21 protein-coding genes are annotated in these 25150 nt (G+C 49.3%); 8 read left to right on the top strand and 13 right to left on the bottom strand.

All coding sequences use genetic code 11. The features are described 5' to 3' along the window. Nucleotides 1–4: 4 nt before the first annotated feature. On the bottom strand, nucleotides 5–2674 hold the full coding sequence (locus Q0986_RS18785) for a DUF2272 domain-containing protein (protein ID WP_299414237.1): 2670 nt from the start codon (nucleotides 2672–2674) through the stop codon (nucleotides 5–7). Between the two features lie 794 nt (nucleotides 2675–3468). Here Q0986_RS18785 and Q0986_RS18780 point away from each other — a divergent pair. The 4 genes from Q0986_RS18780 (at nucleotide 3469) to Q0986_RS18765 (ending at nucleotide 6662) form a co-directional block, all read left to right on the top strand. After that, nucleotides 3469–4032, top strand: coding sequence for a hypothetical protein (locus tag Q0986_RS18780; RefSeq protein WP_299414232.1), 564 nt, complete (start codon nucleotides 3469–3471; stop codon nucleotides 4030–4032). Between the two features lie 200 nt (nucleotides 4033–4232). Continuing rightward, nucleotides 4233–4916, top strand: a complete 684-nt coding sequence (gene purN / locus Q0986_RS18775; protein ID WP_299414229.1) for a phosphoribosylglycinamide formyltransferase — start codon at nucleotides 4233–4235, stop codon at nucleotides 4914–4916. A 140-nt stretch (nucleotides 4917–5056) separates the two neighbouring features. Beyond that, entirely contained in the window at nucleotides 5057–5866 is an 810-nt protein-coding gene (locus Q0986_RS18770; protein WP_299414227.1) for a pseudouridine synthase, read from the top strand. After that, the gene (locus Q0986_RS18765) at nucleotides 5847–6662 is read left to right on the top strand and encodes a helix-turn-helix domain-containing protein (protein WP_299414223.1); all 816 of its coding nucleotides are present in this window, start codon (nucleotides 5847–5849) and stop codon (nucleotides 6660–6662) included. Before Q0986_RS18770 ends, Q0986_RS18765 begins: the two co-directional genes overlap by 20 nt. A gap of 32 nt (nucleotides 6663–6694) precedes the next feature. Here Q0986_RS18765 and Q0986_RS18760 read toward each other — a convergent pair whose 3' ends face one another. Together Q0986_RS18760 and Q0986_RS18755 are read right to left on the bottom strand one after the other, a co-directional pair. Next, nucleotides 6695–8095, bottom strand: a complete 1401-nt coding sequence (locus Q0986_RS18760; protein ID WP_299414220.1) for a phospholipid carrier-dependent glycosyltransferase — start codon at nucleotides 8093–8095, stop codon at nucleotides 6695–6697. Continuing rightward, nucleotides 8085–9305, bottom strand: coding sequence for an HhoA/HhoB/HtrA family serine endopeptidase (locus Q0986_RS18755; RefSeq protein ID WP_299414318.1), 1221 nt, complete (start codon nucleotides 9303–9305; stop codon nucleotides 8085–8087). Before Q0986_RS18755 ends, Q0986_RS18760 begins: the two co-directional genes overlap by 11 nt. A 153-nt stretch (nucleotides 9306–9458) precedes the next feature. Here Q0986_RS18755 and queF point away from each other — a divergent pair, with 153 nt between their 5' ends. Next, on the top strand, nucleotides 9459–9857 hold the full coding sequence (gene queF, locus Q0986_RS18750; RefSeq protein WP_299414314.1) for a preQ(1) synthase: 399 nt from the start codon (nucleotides 9459–9461) through the stop codon (nucleotides 9855–9857). Nucleotides 9858–9917: 60 nt separating this feature from the next. On the opposite strand, the gene Q0986_RS18745 is transcribed toward queF, so the two are convergent. From Q0986_RS18745 to Q0986_RS18700, 10 genes are all read right to left on the bottom strand, one after another. Continuing rightward, on the bottom strand, nucleotides 9918–10739 hold the full coding sequence (locus Q0986_RS18745) for a hypothetical protein (protein ID WP_299414217.1): 822 nt from the start codon (nucleotides 10737–10739) through the stop codon (nucleotides 9918–9920). A 283-nt stretch (nucleotides 10740–11022) separates the two neighbouring features. Next, nucleotides 11023–11808, bottom strand: a complete 786-nt coding sequence (gene larB, locus Q0986_RS18740) for a nickel pincer cofactor biosynthesis protein LarB (RefSeq protein ID WP_299414214.1) — start codon at nucleotides 11806–11808, stop codon at nucleotides 11023–11025. 35 nt (nucleotides 11809–11843) lie between these two features. Next, nucleotides 11844–12398 carry a neutral zinc metallopeptidase gene (locus tag Q0986_RS18735; RefSeq protein WP_299414310.1) on the bottom strand — a complete coding sequence of 185 codons (555 nt, stop codon included), beginning with the start codon at nucleotides 12396–12398 and terminating at the stop codon, nucleotides 11844–11846. Between the two features lie 310 nt (nucleotides 12399–12708). Continuing rightward, nucleotides 12709–14133, bottom strand: coding sequence for a Re/Si-specific NAD(P)(+) transhydrogenase subunit beta (gene pntB, locus Q0986_RS18730; RefSeq protein WP_299414211.1), 1425 nt, complete (start codon nucleotides 14131–14133; stop codon nucleotides 12709–12711). 73 nt (nucleotides 14134–14206) lie between these two features. Then, nucleotides 14207–15820: a Re/Si-specific NAD(P)(+) transhydrogenase subunit alpha gene (pntA, locus tag Q0986_RS18725; RefSeq protein ID WP_299414209.1), complete on the bottom strand. Its 1614-nt coding sequence runs from the start codon at nucleotides 15818–15820 to the stop codon at nucleotides 14207–14209. 500 nt (nucleotides 15821–16320) lie between these two features. Beyond that, nucleotides 16321–17325: a YheC/YheD family protein gene (locus Q0986_RS18720; protein WP_299414205.1), complete on the bottom strand. Its 1005-nt coding sequence runs from the start codon at nucleotides 17323–17325 to the stop codon at nucleotides 16321–16323. Between the two features lie 15 nt (nucleotides 17326–17340). Further along, a complete protein-coding gene (locus tag Q0986_RS18715) occupies nucleotides 17341–18294 on the bottom strand; it encodes a DMT family transporter (RefSeq protein WP_299414201.1) in 954 nt (317 codons plus the stop codon). A gap of 54 nt (nucleotides 18295–18348) precedes the next feature. Continuing rightward, on the bottom strand, nucleotides 18349–19092 hold the full coding sequence (locus tag Q0986_RS18710) for a cysteine dioxygenase family protein (RefSeq protein ID WP_299414198.1): 744 nt from the start codon (nucleotides 19090–19092) through the stop codon (nucleotides 18349–18351). A 294-nt stretch (nucleotides 19093–19386) separates the two neighbouring features. Then, nucleotides 19387–20289 (bottom strand): cytochrome b N-terminal domain-containing protein, encoded by a 903-nt coding sequence (locus tag Q0986_RS18705; protein ID WP_299414195.1) that lies wholly within the window; start codon nucleotides 20287–20289, stop codon nucleotides 19387–19389. Between the two features lie 2 nt (nucleotides 20290–20291). Then, on the bottom strand, nucleotides 20292–20621 hold the full coding sequence (locus Q0986_RS18700; RefSeq protein WP_299414193.1) for a PadR family transcriptional regulator: 330 nt from the start codon (nucleotides 20619–20621) through the stop codon (nucleotides 20292–20294). Between the two features lie 518 nt (nucleotides 20622–21139). On the opposite strand from Q0986_RS18700, the gene Q0986_RS18695 reads away from it, so the two are divergent. The 3 genes from Q0986_RS18695 (at nucleotide 21140) to htpG (ending at nucleotide 25012) form a co-directional block, all read left to right on the top strand. After that, on the top strand, nucleotides 21140–21826 hold the full coding sequence (locus Q0986_RS18695; RefSeq protein ID WP_299414190.1) for a hypothetical protein: 687 nt from the start codon (nucleotides 21140–21142) through the stop codon (nucleotides 21824–21826). Between the two features lie 5 nt (nucleotides 21827–21831). Then, nucleotides 21832–22518 carry a hypothetical protein gene (locus tag Q0986_RS18690; RefSeq protein WP_299414187.1) on the top strand — a complete coding sequence of 229 codons (687 nt, stop codon included), beginning with the start codon at nucleotides 21832–21834 and terminating at the stop codon, nucleotides 22516–22518. Nucleotides 22519–23002: 484 nt separating this feature from the next. After that, nucleotides 23003–25012, top strand: a complete 2010-nt coding sequence (gene htpG, locus Q0986_RS18685; RefSeq protein WP_299414185.1) for a molecular chaperone HtpG — start codon at nucleotides 23003–23005, stop codon at nucleotides 25010–25012. Nucleotides 25013–25150: the final 138 nt, after the last annotated feature.

Here is a 25150-nt window from a genome sequence, read left to right as displayed (position 1 = left end):
CAGCCTACACCAGGGAAATTTGGAAAGATTCTGATTCAGTGTTCCATCCCCCCAGATCAAATTGTTGATCGTACAAGGTAATCAAATCTCCACCAAATAGGTTGAAATCTTGATCCAACACTGGCCCAAAGTTAAAGTTTACGTCTGGTAGCACGGGGACAGGCGCTTTACCACTTGCACTGAGAGCCTCTAATTCTAGACCAACGTCGTAGGATAAACCGGTTGTATTCCGGAATGTGGTATCAACCTTAAAATCGGCTTCAATGTCTAAAGCGTCGCCAAACTCAAAATCATCAGGGATAGTGTACTGAATATCTTCACCCGCTACGAAATCGATGACGTCTCCATTTTCTAGCGTCAGTTGACCCGGAATATTATCCAGGGATAGCGCAAAATCTTGTCTAGCCAGCAAGTTCGCTGCAATCTGAACATCTAGTAAGTTGTAGCTGCCTTCCAAACCAAATTTATCAAACTCAACTTCTAAGGGGGGGAGTTGAGGGATCAGCGCTGAAGCAATGCCATCTAGGTCTAGTTTTGCCGTTATTAAATCATCATCTCCCTTAGAGGATGCCTTCGTTCCCTCGAATTCTCCTGAAGTATCTATCTTAGGAAAATTCAAATCTAGACTACCAAACTTATCAAAAAACCCTTGTTTCTTATCTTCTGAAGAGTCTGATTCAGAATTATCTGAGTTTTCTTCTTCTTTTTCCTGCTCTTCCTCTTCTTCCTGGGGATCTAGAAGGACTTTGAGTAAGTCAATCGATTCTTTAATATTCACGTCTCCAGCGAGCTGAAAATCCTTACCTGGAATGCTGGCGTCTAAACCAGCCTTGAGTTCGAAAATCAAATCAAGCGCGACGTCTGCTCTAGGACTCAACGTTTCAAACAAGGCCCCTTCATCGACGCTATAGCTTGACCCAATGGTAACGGTTTGACCTGGACTCACCTGATCGGGAAGCGAAAATTGAAAATCAATCGGCAGAATAGCGTTGACTTTACCACTGGTCAGGGATAGTTCTGACTGTAAGCCAACTTTGCCGTTCGTATAGCCCGTGAGCCCCAATCCAGCCTTTTCAACGGTACCTGATTCATCCCACTCGACGCCGAGGAAATCATTCTGTTCAATGTCAATCGCCTGACCACGACTCCACATACTTTGTCCCTTGGTCTCAAAATCTAGATCAAGGTTGACCACTGTATTGTTACTGGGTGGAGATGAAGGGGGCTGAGATGGAGGCGAAGAGGGTGGAGGGGTAACGGGGTCTGATGCCTCAGATACACTGAGCAGGTAGTCTGTTTCACCGAGATCGCTGATGCGAATCAGGTAACTTCCTGCCTCTAGGTCCTCGACAATCGTATTGCTGATCAAACCATCGGCAGCCGCAATTTGCTGATTATTACTGTCCAGCAGCGTTAATCCGGCATTGTCGCGCAAACCACCTAAGTGGATTTTGACCGCTTGGTCCCTATCAATTGAGAAGCTAAATGAGTCTACTACATCTTTCTCTGGCCTAGAAATGGTGGGGTTATAGTCATCCTCTGCACCAATGCTACCTCTTACACTAATACCATCGTTAATTGTTCCTAAAGCGCTTTCATACTCACCGACATGTTCCCACTCCAAGGCTGCTGCTGTTGCCTCATCTAGTACACCAGCAGACGCCAAACCATGTTCGAGCTGAAAGGCTTGCAAAGCGGATTTTGTTTCGCTACCAAAGTCTCCGTCCGCTCCAAACTGAGGCAACTCGTAGCCCAGTTCAAGAAGCTGTTCTTGCAACGCTTGTACGGAGGGACCGCTATCACCAACTTGCAATGGACTATTCTCAGTCGGCTCTGAGGGGTCTGCTGGCGGAGAACTTGGGGGTGGTACAGGGACTTCAGCAACCTCCTCTCCTAACTGATTACTCAGAACCACAAACCAGTCTCGGGAGGAGTCAATCAAGCGACCTTGAGCATCCGTCTTGAAGGTTCTTAGGGTAACGGAATCACTGGTGTTCCCACCAATGACATCAATCTCCCCCTCTCGTACGGCCACTACGATATCGGTATGAGATTTATAGGGAGGCGGACTGTCAAAGGTGACGCCAGACTGCCTTGAGAAGCCGACTAAATCTCCGACTTGAGGTGAATATTCATCTAACCGATAGGCAACAAAAGCGGCATCATTATCGCCATTCTTGCGGCTGGCAACGGCATCGGCAATATACGTTGAGTGGCTGGCTGAGTATTCAAAGCGATCGCCAGCGCCCGCTTCCTGCATCACCCATGAGATAAAGGCTGCTGACCAAGGCCAGTCTCGGTCTGTCCCATCCAGATCATCACGACCAACGGTTTGCCAATACTCATTAACCCGTTCTATAGCACCGCTTTGATTTTCCTTTAAACCACCATCTTGAAAAAATGCGAGTTCTTGGCGGGCAATATCTACAATTTCTGTTTTGATTGAGTCCGTGGTGGGGGCATCCGAAGGACTATTATCGACAGGAGGTTGGCTACTTTCAGAAATATAAACAATCTGATCAACTTGGAGTGTGGTCGCTTCTTCTTCCGTAAAGGTAGAACCGTCTTCCTTCTGGATTTCACGCCAGCGGCTGGCATCACCTAACTCACGTTCAGCGATCGCAGATAAGGTATCACCAGCTTGAATCTGATAGGTAGAACGATTTTCAAGCACAGCTTAACTCCTATGTTAAACAATTTTTCCAAAAAAACACACTTTTAACCAACAAGATCTATGATAAAAATTTGGAAGTTTTTCTAGTGGTTAACGAATGAGTTTTCTTATTTGAAGCCACCTATTTTAAGCACTATTTGTATTCAAAAATACATTACTTAGAGCAGCAAGAAATTACTCAAGAACACTCTAAAATCATTTATTCCTCAAACAAGGAAATTCAGAAAATCTTTATAATTCAGGGCAATCCACCTATTTTCTCGATAGATGGGGGCTAGCAACTAGAATTCATAGGGCTTTATGTCCTATTTTTGCCTCTAGCACTCGTTATATATTGGCTAGAAGCATCTAACCCAAGGTCGTTTTAGCATTTCGACGCAATGGTTTAAAACTAGAGACTTAGCAAAGATAGGCCAAAAGCTAACCCCAGCCTTAACGCTAAAAATATACGATTAACACCCACCGAAAGCCATATCAGTATTGAGCTATAAACTCTAAAAACTCACGTTTTACTGTTTGTTTATTGCTGTGCGAATTCTAGACATTTATTGCTTGAGCCTCTTCACTGATTTCAGGCAGTCTACGCGAGAACTTTTAGTTCTCTGCCCTATCGATGCAGTGCATCGTCGGCTAGTAAACGAGCCATCATTGGCACAGCCGATCAGCAGCTCTCCCGATCCTTCGTTGCTCTACACAAATTTTGTTTATGACCGCCATCTGTTAAGAATGCTGGGCAAGCGGGTCATACTAACAGGCAACGAGCCCATGCTCCAAATTTTGGGAGAATTTGATTAATGAGACATAAAGGGACTTCCCTAGCCGCCCTCTCCATCTTGGGCGGCATGACGGTGGTAACCATTAGCGCTTGTAGCAGTGCTCCAACTTGGAAGGATCATTCTTCCAAAGAAGGGAACTATTCAGTGTCTATGCCTGGAACACCTGAAAAAGAGACCAAATCTTTCCCTTTAGGCAACGGAAAAAACCTTGACCTAGAAGGCGTTCAACTGAAGGTGAAGGATGAAGAGTATGTCGTCGCTTTCGTGGACTTCCCCAGCGAAGTGCAAGTGCCTGCAGAGCAGTCTAAGCTGATCCTAGCGACCATGATTAAAGGCTTAGGCAACCAGTTGCAAGGTGGCAAAATTAGCCAGGAGGAAGAACTTCAGATCAGTGGCTTTCCTTGTCGAGCGTTTCGAGCAACGGGTAAAGAGAAGTCAAAAGAGGTGAATCTCGCAGGTCGCATTTGTCTGGCAGACCAACGGATGTATCAGATCCTTGCCAAAAGTGACAAAACGAGCAAAACCTTTGATACGAATTCCAAGAAATTTCTGACCTCCTTCAAAATTACCGATCAGTCCTAACTAAGACTAAAACGTCTCGCGCATCCCACCGTTGGGGGTGAGGGACTTAGAGGCATTCCAAACCCACTCCCCCAATCTCGAGATATGCCAGATGATAGCTGACCGTGCGGGCAATCTCTATAATGTGTGGATCTTGGTCTAATTCTTGGCTCGTTATGATCCAGCATAGGCTGATCTTTTAAGAGGTCTAGTGTAAAGATATGAGTATTCCTGCCCCAGAAGCATCTGCAATGGATCTCGCTCTAGTATCACCCATAGAGCACGCTCAAATCACGCTGGATGAGCGCTCTCCCTTGAAGTTGGGATTAATGGCGTCGGGCACGGGCAGTAACTTTGTTGCGATCGCAGATGCGATTGCCCAACATCGCTTAGCTGCCCAAATTCAACTGCTGATCTACAACAATCCCGAAGCACCTGTGGTGGAGCACGCCCAAGAGCGCAACATCCCAGCCCATCTCTTAAACCACCGTCACTTTTCCCAGCGAGAAACCTTTGATCAGGAAATTGTGACGTTGCTACAAGCAGCAGACGTGGAGTGGGTGGTGATGGTGGGTTGGATGCGGCGAGTGACCCCCGTCTTGATTGATGCCTTCCCTGATCGCATTATTAATATTCATCCCAGTCTTTTGCCTAGCTTTCCCGGCATTCGAGCTATTGAACAAGCCCTAGACCATGGCGTTAAAATATCGGGCTGTACCGTGCATCTCGTCCGTTTAGAAGTGGATAGTGGCCCGATTCTGATCCAAGCAGCGGTTCCGGTCTATCCTGATGATACTCCCGCCCGCTTACACCGCCGTATTCAGACACAAGAGCACCGCATCATTATCCAAGCGATTGCCCAAATTGCTGAGCATCACCGTCTACAGAATCTTTTAATACCCTAAAAAATAAATAAGCCTTACTTTTTTTTCAGTCCATCAACACCCTTAATTCTCAGAAAGCTTCTGTTTCTTTTTGCTTTTAAAAGATGGCTAGCTGTTCTACGAGTCGTTAGAATTGAGAGGTGCATAACACATGCCAATTCATGGAAGTACGGCTACAAAAATTGTTATCCCAATGGGGCATTGCCTCCCGCCGTCAGGCAGAACGGTTAATCAAAACAGGACAAGTCCAGCTCAACGGACAGACGGCGACACTGGGCCAAAAAGCAGATCCAGCCCTCGATCAAATTACCCTTAATGGCCGTCTCCTGAAACCGACTGACCGCCCTCAACCGCTTTATTTGTTGCTGCACAAACCCAAAGGGGTCGTTTCCACCTGCAAAGACCCACAGCACAGGCAAACAGTATTGAATTTGCTACCCAGCACCTATGGCCAGGGACAAGGGCTCCATCCGGTGGGTCGCTTAGATTTTGACTCCACCGGAGCGTTGTTATTAACGAATGATGGCGCTTTGACCTTTGCCCTCACACATCCTCGCCATCATATTGCCAAAACCTATCAGGTCTGGCTCGAAGGTTGTCCACCTGCCTCTGTATTGACACAATGGCGACGAGGAGTCTGGTTAGACCATCAGAAAACCTTGCCCGCTCGCATTCAAATTCTAAAACCTTACCAAAATCACACCAATTCTATTTGTCTGGAGGTTATTCTACAGGAAGGTAGGAATCGTCAAATTCGTCGTATCGCTGAGCAACTGGGCTATCCTGTGCGTCGCTTGCATCGGACCCAGATTGGTTCAATATCCTTGCGCTCACCATCAGGTAAACTATTACCCCAGGGACGCTATCGGTCGCTAACATCTACTGAAATAGATAGTTTACGGCACTTGATCAAAGTTAGGAGCAGTATCAGCCCAAGAAGGAGTACCTCATATGAATCCGCTCGAAACTGAGCCTGATTTAACCCAAAAACTCACAGAAATTGGTGCTCACTTGCGTGAAGCTCGACAGGCTCAGGACACTTCCTTGGAAGAAATTTCTGCCAAGACAATGATTCCGATGCGATTGCTAGCCGCCATTGAAGAAGGCCGGATTGATAGCTTGCCAGAGGCGATCTATACCCGAGGGTTTATTCGCCGGTTTGGCGATAGTGTCGGCCTCAATGGTGCCAACCTAGCTGATGTTTTTTCTGGGCAACTGAGCCACGACCAATTAGATGCGGAAACCAAGACGAAGAAACGCAAAAAACCATTGAGTAGGGTTCGGGGAGGCTTGCGTCCGGTCCATTTATACGTACTCTATATTGCCGTGATTTGTTCAGCAGGTTTAGGGTTGGCTTACATCACCAATCCCTCAGCTTTGACCTCAGCGGGCGATTCACCTGCGAATTCAGGCGCAATCGACCCCCAACCCGCACCATCGCCAACCAACCCTGAGGCCCAAGAGACCCTCTCAACCCAACCACCGACCACTCAGGCCGCCAATCCCAAGACCGTTCGCGTGGACCTGACCATCAAGGAATCTTCTTGGCTGGAGATTGTCGTGGATGGCGAAGTCAGTTACGAAGGCATCTTATCGCCAGGCACCAATAAAACGGTGGTCGCCAAGAAGCAGCTTGTGATTCGAGCAGGTAATGCTGGAGGCGTTATGCTAGCGGTCAACAAAAAGCCTGCCAAACTGATGGGGTCACCTGGCTCGGTAGAGGAACTCAAGTTAGAACCCGAAGCATTGGCGAGTCAATCCACCTAAGCGTTAGTCTGCCTCAGCATTGAATCGTATCCCTAAAAGCGACCCGTGAGCAGTTGCCATTGCCGAGGAGAGAGGGGCAATCCCAAAAAGAGCGGCAAGCAGACCATAAAGCTGAGTAGACTAAACAAGAGTAGTCCTCCTGCCAGCCCTTGTAGCCGTCTATCAGAGGATTGTAGCCAATCTTCGATAAACCAGGCTAGCGCTAAGCTACTAAACATAGATGCAGGCATATAGTGATATAAAAAGGTGCAGCGACTGACGCCAACCCAAGGTAGAAAGTTGGCTAAATAGTTCACACCGACATAGCCAGAGATCCAAACCTGTTCCGCTGAGAGGTGGGTAAAAGAATACTCTGAGCGACGTCGAGTGCAACTCTGCCAAAGTTGTTGCCCGCCCCATGCCAACACCCAGAAGATTGCAAGCGTACTCGCCCACCAGAGAATAGGGTTGCCTGTGGCATAGACGCTATAGATCCAGTTGGCTGCATTTTGAGGCAGGGGTGGGCCGATGACAGGTAAGGATTCAACGGTACTTTGGGTGAGTTGATAAAAATAACTAATGGGCTTGAGTAACAAGGGCCAGGTGTACCAAGCAGAGCAATAGGGATGGACTTCAGCCCCGCCGACCCGGTAACGATGATAGCTGAAGATTTCGGTGTGAACTTGCCAAAAGTTAAATTCAGGATTGAGCACCAGGTGGGGAATCCACAAAAGGCTGTAGATCAGGAGTGCGATCGCAGGCAAGTACACCCCTATCTGTAGCCACGACAACTCCGACAGTCGCTGGATCGGCAACCGTCGTTGTTGAGTCTTCTGAGTGCCAAACCATGCTTGACCCACTTTGGCCGCGAACCACAGGAGATAGAGGCCCAACAAAAACCCTAAGCCATTCCACTTGACGGCGATCGTGGCGCCAAAACTAGCCCCAGCAAACCCTAACCAAAGATTGCGCTGATAGCCCTTATGGTTAAGGGCGACTAAAACCAACCAGTGAGCCAACAAGCCAAAAAACAAAATATGGACATTCAGCAGAGCATACCGCGATTCCACCAGCAGCAAACCATCTAGACTGGCCAGAGCGGCAGCGACCAAGGCATAGCTGGGTCGTTTGCAGAGTTGATAAGCAATCCCCGACAAAATCAGCGGCAGGGTAGCGCCAACCAAGGCATTCACCCACCGAAATCCCCAAGTATTGAATCCCTTGAGGGCAATTCCTAGGGCAATTAAATATTTACCCAAGGGAGGATGGGCATCAAAAAACTGCGTTTGTGTGGTGTACTTATAGCCAAAATTGGCAAAATAGACCTCATCAAAGACTAAGGCATTAAACCGCTCTAGCTGCCAAAACCGGAAGGCTAAAGCAAAGACCCAAACGCAGCCGAGCCCAATCCAAAACCACAGCGGAGGACGAGAGGGAGAGGCGCTAAGCCGCATTTTCTAAGGCTGCCGTCTGTACAGCAACCTGCTGCGTTCGTTCACCCCGTTTTAAGATGAGCTGCAGATTTTGGCCCACGGTAGTCTTTTCCACAAAGGACTGCATGTCGTTGGCACTCTTAATCGGTTGACCATCGACCGACACAATCACATCCCCCCAGCGAATCCCTGCTTTCGCGGCGGGGGTATTGGGAAAGACCTTCATCACCAGGGCACCATCGATTTCAGGCAGGATAAAGGGAGAGTTGGGATCTTTGTTATTTTCTTGGGCCTGCTGGGGTGTCAGGGTAGTCATTTGCACACCCACGTAGGGATAAGCAATCTTTTCACCTCGGACGAGTTGGTCCTTGAGGCTTTTGGCTTTGTTGATCGGAATCGCAAAGCCAATGCCCATAGCATCAGCGCGAATGGCGGTGTTAATCCCAATCACCTCACCAGCATCGCTCAGCAAAGGACCGCCGGAATTACCCGGATTAATGGCCGCATCTGTTTGGATAAAATCCAAGCGTTTACCGGGGATGCCCACCTCTGCACTGGTTCGATGCAAGGTACTAATAATGCCAAGGGTGACGGTGTTATCTAAACCAACGGGATTGCCGACCGCAATCGCCCAATCCCCAACCTGGGCTTGATCGGAATTACCTAACGCGGCAACGGGTAGCGGCGCGTCCACTCCTTTGAGCTTGACCACCGCTAAGTCAGAGACTTCATCAACGCCTCGGACATCCCCTTCAAAGATTCGACCATCTTTCAGGGTGACGGAAACGGTATCGGCTTTACTGACGACATGGGCATTGGTGAGAATAATGCCAGAGCTTTCAATAATAAATCCAGAGCCCTGACCCCGGAGCCGATCTTCTCGGGGGCCACGGGGATAGCCCTCGGGGCCAAAGAAGTCCCGTAAAAAGGGATCATCGAAAAAGGGATCTGCAGCAGGACGAACCACCGTGCGCTCGGTATCAATTCTAACCACCGTATCCCCGACCTTTTGGACCACGTCTGAGATAAAGTTGTGAGGGGCTCCGGTGGTGGCGCTGGTGAGAATTTTGGCAGCAGGACTGGCGGGGGCCACCTCTGCCTGGACAGGCACAACGGACCCTACAGTGAAACCCACCATCAACACGGTGGCTAGCCCTCTTTGTAGCCAAGCAGACCGCTGCATTGGCCGAGCGAGGGAGAATAAGACTTGAAAAAACTGAGAGAAAAGCATTTTCATGGGGTTCTTGCTGCTTTGCTGCCACCGTCTACGCTATAACAAGTTTAGTCGTTTCTACCATTAACCTTCTTGAACTAGTGGTGGGGTGACCCACACTTGCTACTACATCTCATGAACCAATCTCCCCCTCAAAATCCTACGCCCGAAATGCTTCAACCGTCTGTACAAGAGACACCAGAACCCAAATATGGGGAACGTCAAATTGCCGAAGGAGAACTGATTACGTTTCCGAACCCTCGCGTGGGCCGTCGTTACGACATTCACATTACCCTGCCAGAGTTTACCTGCAAATGTCCTTTTTCTGGATATCCTGACTTCGCCACGATTCATCTCACCTACGTTCCTGATCAGCGGGTGGTGGAACTGAAAGCGCTGAAGCTCTATATCAATAGCTACCGCGATCGCTATATTTCCCACGAGGAATCGGTAAACCAAATTTTGGATGATTTTGTTGCCGCCTGCGATCCCTTATCCATCATGGTAAAGGGTGACTTCTTGCCTAGAGGGAACGTCCATACCGTGATTGAAGTGCAGCATCAAAAATAGGGATTTATATCTGGGTGTCATCGCCAAGACCACACCTTTTTCCCGCGCCACTTACAGCAATTAGGTTTCGATATGTGAGTAACATGCTTTGCGAAACGAGAGGGCTGCCTTAGCATCAGATATATGTTTAGCCAGTGACTCAATCAGATCCTGGGGAGTGAGTTCATCCGACTGACTTAAGGTTTGCTGGGTCATAAATTCGGCCATAGGACCAATATAAAGTGCCAGCTCCTCTTTGCACTGACGTGTAAACTCATCAAGATTGGCGATTCCCAACGCTGGGTGATTGACGATGTCAGGCGGTGGAGGCAAAACACGCCTCTGAGTCTCAAATGTTAGCTCTTCCTTGTGCTTGCTTGTCCACTCATCATCATGGGTTGCAATTCCCAACGCTGGTTGGCTGACGATGTCAGGTGGTGGAGGTAGCACACTTCTCTGAGTCTCAAATACCAGCTCCTCCTTGTGTCTGCTAGTAAACTCATGATTAAAGTTTGCGATTCCCAACGCTGGGGGACTAACGATATCAGACGGTGGAGGCAGCGCATTCCTGTAATGTGACGCTTGGGTCACGGGTGTTATCTCAATAGTATCCAGGACGGTTGATGATATGTTTTCTACCGTCTCAGTCTCAGAAGGGGCTGATGGAGGCTCAGGCTTGGTTGAGCGAATACATCGCCACGCCATCAAATAGGAAGGGAACTCAATCAAGATATACTGCAAGCCTCTAGAAGCAGCCTCTTCGCAAAACTCTAGAGCCAATTGACGTAGGGATTTGTTAAATGCAGGACCCGGATTGAACCATTCCCCTTGGATCTCTACAGAAGTCGATTGATCATTCAAGCATCCTTGTGCTTCTAATACTTCTGATTGAAAAATGGACACTGCGTTTCCCTTGAGTCAGTTGCATCTCCTGATCACAGCTAGGTCTTGGGTTCATATGAAGATTCCGTGGATACACTAGCTCTGATGGACCACTACGCTCAGTTTTCCCAAAAGCCTGATGAAAACCATCAGGATCAATATGAGATACAGAAAAATTAATCTTCAAAAAGAATAATGCTTGGCTCGATATCCAGATTGCCCTGTGCCCCCTCAACTACCCAGGATCCACAGGAGAAAACCTCAGGGGGGCCAAGCCATCAATTATTATGTCAGGGGCATCCGTCTACTCAGAACGTGAAACCTGCAGCTTAAGGGCTGTCCTCAGAATCTGGCCAGCTAACATCGCTGCGCCAAATCCATTATCGATATTGACGACGCCAATACCAGGGGCGCAGGAATTAAGCATCGTTAGCAGAGGCGCAAGACCGTTAAAGCTAGCGCCATAGCCAATACTAGTGGGAACAGCGATAACTGGACAATCGACCAACCCAGCAACAACACTGGCTAAGGCCCCTTCCATGCCTGCCACGACGATCAGGACATCCATGGATGCGATCGCATCTCGGCAACTCAACAATCGATGAATACCCGCCACTCCCACATCCCAAAATCCGGTCACCGCATATCCCCAGAGAGAGGCCACAACAGCCGCTTCTTCGGCAACAGCTTGATCGGCAGTCCCCGCAGATACAATTCCCATCTGACCCGGATGTTTTGAGGTTTTGGGTAATGGGGTCGTGGAGCAAATTCTGGCTTTATCAAAGTACTGGAGATGGGGCAAGGCTGGCTGCAGCTGGGCAAAGATCTCAGGTTCTATCCGCGTGGCGATCACGCAATCGGCCTGGGCCTGCATCGTTTTAAAGATTTCAATTATTTGCTCAGGAGTTTTGCCTGGCCCCCAAATCACTTCGGGAAAGCCCGTACGCAGCGTACGGTGGTGATCAATTTTGGCAAAATCACCAACGGGTTCGTAGGTCAGATATTTCAGATTTTGCAAGGCCAGTTCTGGACTGACCTCACCCGTTGCAACAGCCGTTAGTAATTGAGCGAGAGTATCAGGTTGGGTCACGAGCGCAGTCACTAAGAAGGAAAGAGAAGCACAGACTAACGTCTAAACTTCACCATGGTATATTTTAAGCAACTCCTGAACCCGTTTCTATAGCCAGTACGAAAGGCTTGAGCCCGCTGAGCACGAGTGCCGTGGGTATTGGGATTAAATCGAGTATGACCACTGGAGTAGGACTGATAGTACCCTTCCTTGGCATCGTTGGGATCAAGCAAGCCTTTACGACTGGCATATTGGGCATAGACTCCAGCAAAACAGTCCGCCTGCAGTTCTTCTTGATACATATAGCGATTTAACCGACTGAGCCCCAGCTGCCGCTGAACCGCATGACCATACTCATGGGCCATGATCGTAATCGCAGCAAAGTCTCCCCAGCGCTGATCGGCACGCACCAGAAACGGAATATTGAGATAAATGCCATGATCGCGAGGGCAGTAGATGGCATTAAAGGGACCAGAGATGCCACAGGCTGTGCGTACTGCCCGATAGTAAGTGTAGGATTTGGGGCGATACCATTTACGGCCCATTTGCCGAAACGCTTTCTCCCAGAAAGAATTGATATCTGAATTCGCAAAGTTGACTTTTTGACGCAGCGTTTGGCTCGCAGCTGGGGGTGTATTTAAGCACAGACTCGTTACTAAACCGACTGAGAAGCACAGCGAAGCAACAGACCTGCGTCGTGTGCAAGGCCAATGATCCGGGAAAATTCTGGAAAGCATAGGACTGGCGAGAGATTCAGAGGGTTTAGATAACAGTGTAGACGTTATTTTTGGCCGGCAAGTTCATCTCTCTATGGTTACAGGCTTTTGACTCTAATCAGAGGATTTTCGCAAAAAAAAGCAGAGAATGCTGATTTAGTCTCAGAAATTCTCTGCTTTTCAAGTAAAAATTAACGGAGGACCATTAAGCGGCCACAGCGGTCTTGGTATTTGCAGCGGCGAGTTGTCCTAGAATGGCATCCACGTTTTGCCGGGCATCGCCAAACAGCATTTCAGTGTTGTCATTGTAGAACAAAGGATTGTCAACCCCTGCATATCCACTGGACATGCCCCGCTTCATAACGACGACGTTTTCAGCATTCCAGACTTCCAGTACGGGCATGCCAGCAATCGGACTTTCTGGATCGCTCAGGGCACTGGGATTTACCGTATCATTAGCGCCAATCACCAACACCAGATCGGTTTCGGCAAAGTCTTCGTTGATCTCGTCCATTTCTAGAACGATATCGTAGGGAACGTTCGCTTCTGCCAGCAGCACATTCATATGTCCCGGTAACCGACCCGCGACGGGGTGAATTCCAAATCGAACGTTGGTGCCCCGATCCCGCAAAATCTTAGTGATTTGGGCAACGGGATGCTGAGCTTGGGCCACGGCCATGCCATAGCCGGGAGCAATAATCACGTTTTTGGCATTTTTGAGCAATTCTACGGTGTCTGCCACAGTCGTGGAGGTGGCTTCACCCACGGGACCGTCGGCTGACTTGGAACCGCCTTTCGGTGCTGCCCCAAACCCACCGAGAATCACGCTAAAGAACCCTCGGTTCATGGCTTTGCACATAATGTAGCTGAGGATGGCCCCGCTACTGCCCACTAGAGCACCCGTGATAATCAGCAGGTCGTTACCGAGCATAAAGCCTGCTGCTGCTGCGGCCCAGCCAGAATAGCTGTTAAGCATAGAGATCACCACCGGCATATCAGCACCACCGATAGCTGCCACCAAATGGATGCCCAACAGACTTGCGATCGCAGTCATAATCAGCAAGGGCTGTAGTCCATCCATGCCAGCTGCACCCATAAACTGAACCCCTAAAATGACCGAGGCCACCAGCATGCCAATATTGAGCAAATGACGAGCAGGCAACATCAAGGGCTTACTACCTAGAATGGCGCGCAGTTTGGCAAAGGCAATAATCGACCCGGTAAAGGTAACCGCGCCAATAAAGACGCCCAGGTAGATTTCAATATGGTGAATGGCTTCTTCACCTCCGGACAATCCAGATTCTGGCTGCAGATAGTTGGCAATGCCCACTAGAACCGCAGCTAACCCGACAAAGCTATGTAAGATAGCCACCAGTTCCGGCATGGAGGTCATCGCCACGCGAGAGGCCAAGATAGCCCCAATAATACCGCCTGGAATCACCACAGCGGCTAGGGTGCTATAGCTGGTGACTTCGGCACTGAGGGCAGTAGCCCCGAGGGCAATGATCATGCCCAGAATGCCGTAAACGTTGCCCTTGCGAGCGGTTTCTTGATTGGATAAACCCGCCAAACTGAGGATAAATAAGGCACTTGCCGCGATGTACGCCACGGTGACAAGGCTATTGGTCATAGTGGACTCCTAAAAAAGGGATAGTCGCTGCCCTAGCCAGTTGAGGGCAGCGGAAAGGGTGTAGGGAAATAGACTAGCGACGGAACATTTGCAGCATCCGTTGAGTAACGAGGAATCCCCCGGCGATGTTGATGGTGCCCACTAGGATTGCGATCTCACCCAATACAGTCGTCGGTGACCCCAAAGGACCCGAGATTTGCAGCATGCCCCCCAGAATAATGATGCCGCTAATGGCATTGGTGACACTCATCAAAGGCGTATGCAGCGCAGGGGCCACATTCCAAATCACCTGCCAACCCACAAAACAGGCCAACACAAACACAGTGAAGTGAGTCAGGAAAGAAGGAGGAGCCGTTAAGCCAATTCCAAATAAGGCTGCACCCACTGCAATCAAGGGCAGCCACTGGCCAATCACAGATTTTTCTTTTACTTCCGGCTCAGCGGGCATTGCGGGTTGCTTAGCCTCGGCAGCAGGCTTGGGCGGAGAAGGCTGACTGACTTGAGGTGGAGGCCAAGTAATTTTGCCCTCTTGCAGAACGGTTGCGCCGCGCACCACTTCATCTTCAAAGTCAATCTTGTAGTCTTCGGCTCCCCCCATATCCTTAAGCAGATGGCAGAGGTTATTGCCATAGAGTTGGCTAGATTGGTTGGCCATCCGACTGGGCAAATCCGTCAGCCCCACAATCGTCACACCATGATGTTGATAGACTTCGTTGGGTCGGGTGACTTCGCAGTTGCCCCCCTGTTCGGCTGCCATATCGACGACGACAGAGCCTTCCTTCATGCTCTCCACCATATCTTTGGTGATTAGCAACGGCGCTTTTTTGCCTGGGATCAAGGCAGTGGTGATGATGATATCCACTTCCGCAGCTTGCTGAGCGAACAGCTCCATTTCAGCCGCGATAAATTCAGGGCTCATGGTTTTGGCATAGCCCCCTGCGCCAGTGCCATCTTCCTCAAATTCCAGCTCTAGGAATTCAGCCCCCATACTTTGCACCTGTTCTTTGACCACAGGTCGAGTATCGAAGGAGCGAACCACAGCCCCTAAACCTCGGGCTGCACCAATCGCCGCCAGACCAGCAACGCCAGCCCCAATCACGAGAACTTTCGCAGGAGGAACTTTACCCGCAGCGGTAATTTGTCCGGTGAAAAAGCGACCAAAGTTATTCGCCGATTCCACTACAGCCCGGTAGCCCGCAATATTGGCCATGGAGCTTAGGGCATCCATTTTCTGGGCACGGCTAATCCGAGGGATCGCATCCATTGCTAGGACATTAGCTTTCCGTTCAGCCAGCTGCTTGAGTAAGTCTTCGTTTTGAGCCGGCCAAATAAAACTAATTAGGGTTTTGCCTTCGTGGAGCAGTTCTGACTCATGGCGGTTAAGGGTGGGGTGCATTTGGGGTGCCCGCACCTTGAGAATAATATCGGCGGTTTCCCAGAGTTGAGCGGCATCTGATACCACTTGGCAGCCAGCCTGTTCATAGACCTGATCGGAAAATGTGGCATCAGCACCTGCTTTAGATTCGATTAAGACCTCAAATCCCATTTTTTGCAGCGTTTTGGCAGTGTCAGGGGTAGCGGCAACCCGGCGTTCTCCCGGAAAGACTTCTTTGGGGATACCGATCTTGAGACCTGTTTGGGGTTTGGGGCTATCAGCGTTCGCTAATGTCTTATCGGCAACTGTCATGAATGCTCCTTGCGGTGGTAAGTCTTTAACGGAAACAAAAAATTAAAGTCGGTCTAACCTCCTTGGCAAATTGAGAGGCGTAGAATATGAAATTTTCAAAGATTGATGAGGGTTAACGACTCACGGCAATGATCAATGTTTTCAAATTGCTGAGAAGGGAGGCAGCTCAGTCGCTACAGCAATAGACGGATAAACAAGAATGATCGAAAGATGAAACGGGCGTAAGACGCTAGCAATAAATTGTGGATCGTTCGCAAAGGAATGGGAGAGTAAAAAGCCCCAGTAAAATGGACTGAACGCAACAAGTTAGATTGGCTCACCTACAAAAAGGACAAGCTAACCGGATCCTAATCTTGATCCCCAAATTTGGGGGACATTCTTTAACTTGTCTTATCAATTCTTTGATCTGCTTTGTACAGTGTTGTGTCGTTGTGAGCTGACGCTTTTGATTAACCCGCATCTTTCGACACACTCTGCTAAAGGGGGCATTGCCTGTCGCTCTAACGTTCTGATAAATATGGCGTTCGGGCATAGTCCAGCATCCAATGGGTTAAGCGATCGCAGATCGGTTGCCCCGTTAAAGTTTGTAAACGCGCAAAGCCACCAATATTCCCCACATTGATTTCACTGATTTTCCAAGTCCCATCATCGAGCAAAAAGTCATACCCCAGCGTATGGAGGTTGCGTTCTTGAAACGCGCCCACGGTCTTGGCAATTGCGGCTTGCTCCTCCGGCGTGACCGTTGCCAAGGCACAGTCGCCATCCACGCTGACATTGTTGACCCAGTAGCCGGTGCGAGATCGGCGCAGATAGGCCCCATAGATTTCACCATCAACCACCACCACCCGCTTATCGCCAGCGGTGACGTTATTTAAATAGCGAACCAGTTGCAACGGTTCAGGGACATTACCCCACAAGTAACCCATCACCTGCTCAAAGGCTGAAAACCCATGGGTTCCCGTGAGAGAATTATCAACCCAAAACTGATCCGCCTCTCGCCAGATTTTAAATACGCCTCTACCCCCACAGCTATTAGTGCGTTTGGCCACAATGGTTTGATGCTGCTGAAAGAAATCATAAGCTTGCTCAATTTGGCTGGTCACTAACGTATCAGGCATAAAGGGTTCCGCAATTTTAGCGAGAAAATCAGGCTGCATTTGTTCTTGCTTGCTGATGGGATCATTCAAAAAGAGGGTCTGTTGCGACCACTGACCCAGAATCTCTAAATAACCTGTGGGAAAAGGCTTCAATCGACGGCAAAAGACCAAATCAAACTCGGAGGGGGAATAGGTAGAGCGAGGGAGTGTATCGAGCCGTAAAAATTGCGGATAGGTGAGCGATCTCGGCACGGGAACCGCTTGCACCAGTTGTGGATCGTTTACCCCTTCTGCGGGGGCATGAAATAACTCAATCTGGGGGTGCTGAGCAAAATGCTGGTAGGTGGTCGGCACATCCTGCTGAGGCGAGGTATAGATCGATGGATCACAAATACACAGAAGTTTCACGGGGTACACTCCAAGTTAAGCGGCGGATAAACTGTTTTCTCCACTCTCTGGCAGCCCCTTCGGCTGGCTTTTCCTGACGTTAGAAATCAGGACACCCACCATAATGATGATCAGGGCCATGCCTTGAATTTGGGAGGGGCGTTCGCCATTGAGGATAAAGGCATAAACAATGCCAAAGATGGGGGACAAGACGGTCCAACGGGCCACGGTTCGGGAATCAAGCTGTTTTAAGGCCGCAAACCAGGCAAATTGAGAGATAACGATTACGAATAGGGCATAAATCAGCATAATTAGCCATAGCTGCCCAGAAAAGATATCGATAAAATGAGCGGGTCCGAATAAGTGGATTGCGATCGCAAAAAAGACCACCGCCGCAACGGCATTCCGCGTAAACACCACCACCCGCAGACTAGAAGACTTTGCCAACAGCACCTTACTCACCATCGCTGAAATCGCATACACAAACGCGGAGGCAATAATCAGCCCATCGCCGCGTGAGAACTGAAACTGATTGTGCTGTAATGCCAAGGCAACGACTCCAGCCGCGATCAAGGAAAAACCGATCCATTCAGCCCGCGTAATCCGCTGCCGAAACCAGAGGGACCCTGCCAAGGCGTAAATCACAGGACCGAGTCGCCCGAGTAATACGGTATTGGTCACACTCGTATCCATCAGGGCAAGGAAAATCAATGCTGAAACGACCACCGCTAAACAGCCATTAATGCCCAACCCTAGGCGAACGCGGGGGGGCAGGTGTTGCCAATCTTGCCAAATGGGCTGCCAGCCAAACCGAGCCAACACCACCAGCGCGGCGCAAAGATTACCTAAAAATAAAACATTACAAAAAGAGATCGGATTCATCACTTGGCCCGCTAAGGTGGGCGCATTGGCCAGCAAAAAAGCAATCAGGGGAGTACCGAGCGATCGCAATGCCCGAGACAGGACTAATAGAAATGTGGGATTGAGCATAAGGATCGATAGGGGCAATCTTTGCTGAAAGGCATCCATACAAAAACAACGGATCTAGCCCTGCAATGCCTGAATTTGCAGGGCTAGATCTTGAGCCATATGCTGCAAGGAGACCGATAGCGGTGCGGGCATTCGCTGGATGCGATCCAGCATCTGCTGATGGTGGCGCAGTGTAGTGGGACGATCGCCAGACAACCCTGGCAGTTCACGGGTGACTTGATCCTGCGGTAAACAGAAGAAGACGCCGCCATCGGTAAACTGAACGCTACCTGCAAACAGATCAAAAATACGGGCACTCCCCGTAATGGGGCCTTGGGCATCACTGCCATAGACATGCAAACTGAGAAAAGGCTCCTGACTCGGATTGCCCATCTGGTGAATCAAAGTATGATCGACCGGAATAACTGTTCCGGCGCTGAAGGGCATAATGGCCTCAGTGGAGAGCTGATGATGCTGTAGCCGATAGACGCTATGTTCGGCTGGGCCAAAGGATTGGACGGCACCCCACTGGGCTGAACCATGATCATGGACGGCACTAAAATCTCCCGGTGACCAGGACATCACCATAATTTCAAAGGTGCCACCGTCGTAGACTAAATGCCGGCCATAGCTATCCGCGAGGGGATGATCAAAGTCTGCCCAAAACCTCAGATCTTCCGCCTGAAGGTTGGCGCTTTGCACACAATGGCAGGCCACTTCAGGGCTGAAGTCCTGTTGACGGCGAAGCGTCTGAATCAGGGATTGCAAACGAGGAGGAAGGCTGAGGGAAACCGCAGCATCAATCTGATCAAGCATCATGCAGAGTAAGAAACAGCACTGGATCCAGTCTGCCCACCTTGATCCCTTAAGAGGTAGAGGGCTAAAACTCGTTCCATCTGTAACCTAAGATTGAGAACTGAGCGGTTCCTGAGAGGTCAGTTAAACGCTCTTAAAAGGTTTTCGGCATGGTTCTAAGAATTCTTGGCATATTCCCCAATTAGGGTTCAGCTCTTACAGCGCTTTTAGGACAGAAAAAGGGTTGGGCCTGTTCATATCTGTTGGATCTGGGAAGATGCACTCGTCACCAGGGCCGAGATTCAGCTGATCCTGAACTCAGGTAAGTGACTTGAGACGTTCACTGTCCTGGAAAATTAAGGCGACGAGATGAATACTAGACAGCAACAGCGCTGCGATCGCAAGCACATAGCTATGGAGGGCATACATATGCTGAAGCGTGACGGTGTTAATGGCACTGCCTCCGGCTAACACATTGCTCAGCCAAGACCCAGCGGGTAGCGTCTCAATAATGTTCAGTTCGATTTTGAACCGCCAAAACCCCACCTGATCCCAGTTGAGAATAATCGCCGTCCAACTTAAACCAATGGCAGCTAGGGTCAGGCAAATCCCGCTAATCCAGGCCGTTAGCCAGGACAGCATAAACTGCCGACCTAAAAACATCACAACAATCTGCACCAATGCCAACACAATCAGACCATTACCAGCAATATTGTGCAAACTGAGAATTAGATCGCCATTGGCGACTTGATGGGCGATGGTCTGTAAGGAAGCATACGCGCCCGCCGCCGTTGGCTGATAATAGAAGGCCAGCATCACTCCTGTGATCGCCGCTAAACCACAGAGCGTCAACTCTGCCATCGCCAGCAGTGTTGCCATTCGCTTCAGGATAAACGAGGTTCGATTGATGGACAGGGCTTGCGGGGTAATCTCGCCTTGTTCTAATGCGGGCGTATTGTCCCCTTTCTCTAGCATTCCGAACCCTGTTCTTAAGACCTGCACTACTCTGTTGCGGGCAATGATACCTGACACATAAAGGCCAAAGTAAACCAACCGCCACCGAAAAATCAGGCGGGCTAACCCCACTGAGTATCGTTCCTGCAACTCAGCACGGGAAGACAGAATGGCTCTCAACCAGTCCTGATAGACTTGCCATTCTGGTGGAAAGCGACGAACAAACCGCCCCAGTTTGGCAGCCAGTTCAAGATCCTTGTCGGTCACAATCATACCCCCTCGGTTTTAGGTATCCAGGTGGCTACGCCTGTTAACAGTTGTTGTTTGAAATCCAGTGCTTGTAATCCTGTGGCGGTAATTCGATAGTATTTGCGCCTCGCGCCACTATGTTCTTCTGGCGGTTCATCCCCCCACTCCGATTGCACAAAGCCCTTTTGCTCCAGCTTTTTCAAATTGGGATAGAGAGAGTTAAAGCCAATCTGCTTGCCTCCGCTCTTCTCGATCGCGGTTAGAATCTCTAGACCATAGCGTCGGTGTACTCGTAGGGCCGCTAGAATAACTTCTTGATTAGGGGTCAAATGCAAGTCTTGCTGACTCATGCCAGGTTAAGCAGATTGTCTCAAAGAATATATCTAAAAGATAACACTATATCTAATAATTGGATATATAGGATCTCACCAATGACGGTTCAGAAGTGTGCCTGGCGTCATCGACCTGGATGATGCGCCATACTCCCACCAGGGCCAATTCAACCACTCCTAACCGCCTGCCACAGAGAATAGCCTCTTTGCACAACAACGGTCGCAAGAATTCTGGTGTGCAACTTGCTGAGCAAGTGTTCATCCTTGCAAACGCATGTGAGACAGATCATCGGCAGCGATGATCTCGGTCATCGGTTTGCTGTAACGCGCCCCCTAGGATGAAAATACCCCATCGACACCATTCAACTGAGCCATCAGCAAGGAACAGGCCTTCACAACGCAACGCCTCGGTCCTTCATGCTGGAAAACGCCGGGGGATATAGGCTATCAGCCTGAGCAGCGTCCATCAAGCCGGGCTGCAGTTGACAGTCCTACTCTGAACAACGACCTATCTCAACCCATTCAAAATACTGGATATGAACTTTTCTGCCACCTTTCTTAGTCTGCTGCAAGATCGCCAAAATTTCCTCCAAGAAATTCATGATGGCAAACGTTTGCGCAGTAAAATTTCCGCTTTATTACTCTGTAGTTTTTGCTGCTTCGCCATTTATGGTGGGATTGTGGGCTCCTTTCATAGCCCCATGCAGGCTCTGTCCTCTGCCATTAAACTTCCCGCGCTGTACTTGATTACGCTGGTGGTGTGCTTGCCCGCCCTCTATATTTTCAATGCCTTATTTGGCTCCAAGAAAACCTTGGCCCAACATTTCACCTACGTTCTCAGTGCGGCCTCGGTGATCTCCATCCTTCTTTGTGGATTTGCGCCCGTCACACTATTTTTTGTGATTACGATTTCACCGATCAAAGACTATGCGTTTTACCAAATCCTGAACGTTTTGATCTTTGCTCTGACGGGAATTTTTGGCGTCACTTTTCTCTATCAGGCCATGCGGCCTGCCGATGAGGACAGTGCAAACTATCAGCTCAGATTGACTATCTTGCGGTTATGGTTGGGGCTATATGGTGTGGTCGGGAGTCAATTGGGGTGGATTCTGAGGCCCTTTTTTGGATCTCCGGGACAGTTTGAATGGTTCCGGGTACGGGAAGGTAACTTCTTATCGGGGGTTTGGAATGCCCTAACCCATCTGCTGGGCAATGCTGGATAGAGCAGATGACGCCAGAGTTGGAAGACTTACAGATTACGCTTTATGAAATCGAGCGTCTAAGCGGTTTAGAAGTGAGCGACCATACATTAGATGGTTTTCTGTGGGGAACCTATCGGCTGCCGCTCCGCGCGCCGGGTCGTCTCGCAGTGGTGATCACGACAGAACCCTTAGTGTTGGGGTTGATTGTGATTTTAGCGACGCCCCTGGGCTTGGCGGCTGCCCGCAGTGCGGCGTCGGATCAGGTTGTGATCATGGCGATTGGTGCGATCGCAGCCGGTATCTGGACCCTACGCCAGCTAAGAATGCGCTACAAAGCCCGACAATTGCGCAGTTTTATGCGCCTGTTCGACGAGGTGGATCGCTATCATCAGGTTCTCCAGGCAGTAGAACTGTTTGGCAAACTGGGAGCCACGGAGCAGCCCCAAACCGCTGTTCTGGAAGCCTTAAGTCAGGCCCGTGACAGCTTAATTGCGGGGTTGATGACGGAGAAAATTCTGCGACAGAATCGGGGGCTGCTGTCTCGCCGTCAAGCGCTACTGGAGAATATTGAGCATAACCTAATGACGCTGCAATCGCTGGAGCTGCAACATCAGGCCCAGGATTATCGGGATATTTTGGATCAGGCAGTGGAGATTAGTATTCGAGTGCAGGATGAAGTGACTCGGGTATCGCAGTTGCGATCGCACCCCTAATCCCCAACCCTTAAAAGGTTCCTACCCAGCAATCGCTTACCTTGATGCTTGGGTAGAGAGCTGCAATGCAAGCTTCTAACATCATCAAGCTTTTGGTTCTTCAAAAAACCCAGTCCTTTTCACCGCGATCAGGATGCCCCAGCCAGCAAAGGTAGACCATCGATCACGGCAGGGAGAGTAAAATAAGCAGAAAACTCTATAAAAACGCCTCAAATACCGAAAGTCGCTAATATAAGACTTAAGGCTGCAACAGCCACCATTGTGATCCGGTTAACGTCGTACATTCGATCCAATACAACTTCATTCAAGAACAGAAATCGCTGATTCATGGCTTGTGGATAACAAACAAACCCAACAGGTAGGGATATCCGAATCCCGAACTATCGGAGATCTCTCCCCATCTCACCGTATCTAAAGGGCCAAAGATAATGCGATATTTTAATTGAAACTATGGAATTACTGTAGATCGCCTGAACGGATATCAATGACTATGCTGGAACAAGGCACGATTTCGATACATACCGAGAATATTTTCCCGATTATCAAAAAGTGGCTCTATTCAGACCATGAGATTTTCTTGCGGGAATTAGTCTCCAACGCTGTAGACGCCATGCAGAAAATGAAGATGGTGTCGATGGCTGGAGAATATTCGGGTGAAGTGGGGGAACCTGAAGTTGTTATTGCCATTGACAAGGACAAAAAGCAATTGTCCATTACCGATAACGGTATTGGCATGACGGCTGATGAAGTAAAGCAATACATCACCCAGGTCGCCTTCTCCAGCGCTGAAGAATTTGTCGAGAAATATAAAGCCAGCGGTGATCAGGCTATTATTGGCCATTTTGGTCTGGGCTTTTATTCATCTTTTATGGTGGCCCAAAAAGTTGAAATCGATACCCTGTCCTACAAAGAAGGGGCTGAAGCTGTTCATTGGTCCTGTGAAGGCAATACCGACTATCAACTCGAAGCCTCTGAGTGGAATCAGCGCGGCACCAAAATCACCCTCACTCTGATGGAGGAGGAGGAAGAGTATCTAGAAGAGGCTCGGATCAAGTCTTTGGTCAAGACCTACTGCGATTTTATGCCCATCCCCATTCAGTTAGGAGATGAGCAAATCAATCGGCAGAAAGCGCCTTGGAAAGAGTCGCCCAGCAATCTTACCGACGAAGACTATCTAGAGTTCTATCGATATCTCTATCCCTTTCAGGAGGATCCACTACTGTGGGTGCATCTGAACACGGACTATCCCTTTATCGTCAATGGCATTCTCTATTTCCCAAAGCTCAAACCCGATATTGATGTCACCAAAGGGCAAATTAAGCTGTTCTGCAACCAGGTATTTGTCAGCGACAACTGCGAAGAGGTCATTCCTCAGTTCTTAATGCCCCTCCAGGGCGTCATTGATAGCAGCGATATTCCGCTGAATGTCTCCCGTAGCTTTTTGCAAAACGATCGCACGGTTCGCCGGATTGCAGATTACATTGCCAAAAAAGTGGGCGACCGTCTCAAAGCTCTCTATCGCGATGATCGAGATGCCTATATCCGCTGCTGGCAAGATGTCGGCACCTTCGTCAAGTTCGGCTCTATCAACAACGATAAGTTCAAAAAGCAGATCGAAGATATTCTGATTTATCGCACCACCGCTGAACTAGCTGCAGCCGCCGAGCCTGCGACTGAACCGACCGCCGAAAGTTCTGAAGAAACTGATGATGCCTGGGCAGATGCTCCATCTGATACCGCTGACGCATCTGATACCCCTACGGCCCCATCCGAACCACCCCATACAACCTTAAAAGAATATCTGGCGCGCAATCAGGACCGTCATGAGAACCAGGTTTACTACTGTACCGATGAAGTGAACCAGGCCACATATGTTTCTTTGCTAAAAAATCAAGGCTTAGAAGTTCTGTTTTTGGATACGTTTATTGATACCCACTTTGTGCCGTTTCTAGAGCGAGAATATACAGACGTCAAGTTTGCTCGGGTAGACGCGGATTTAGATGAAACCCTAATTGATCAAGATCAAGCGGCGGAAATTGTCGATCCCACCACCAATCAAACGCGGAGTGAAATTATCAAGGCGTTGTTCGAGAAGTCTCTGGACAAACCCAATCTAACGATCCGTACAGAAGCCCTGAAGTCGGATACGCCCCAAGGCGCGCCACCGGCAATGGTGCTATTACCCGAATCCGCTCGCCGGATGCAGGAGATGATGGCAATGATGCAGCAACAGACCATGCAGTTCCCCACTGAATATACGTTGTTGGTGAATACTGCTCACCCTCTGATTCAAAATCTGTTAACGCTCAGCCAGGGTGGCGTTGTGCAGGCAGAGGGTCAATCTCCTTCAGCCGAACTCGCCAATCAGATTTGCCACCATGTCTATGACTTGGCTTTAATGGCTCAGAAAGGCTTTGATGCGGAAGGAATGCAATCCTTTACGGAGCGGTCTAATCAGGTGCTGACTCGTCTAACTGAATTAGCGGCTAAGTAGATTACCCATTCCAAAAGTAAAACCAGTGCTGTTCTACTTCTAAAGCAGCACTGGTTTTGTGTTATGTGTATGCAAGTCTTTCAGACTCAACATGAAAAGTAAGATAGTTGAATCATCTGTCATGGAAATCTCCCTGTT

It is taken from the genome of Acaryochloris sp. IP29b_bin.148 (assembly GCF_028285565.1).
GTDB lineage: Bacteria > Cyanobacteriota > Cyanobacteriia > Thermosynechococcales > Thermosynechococcaceae > Acaryochloris.
The sequence above is the reverse complement of the archived record's forward strand: the minus strand, read 5'-3'. Positions and strand labels throughout refer to the sequence as shown.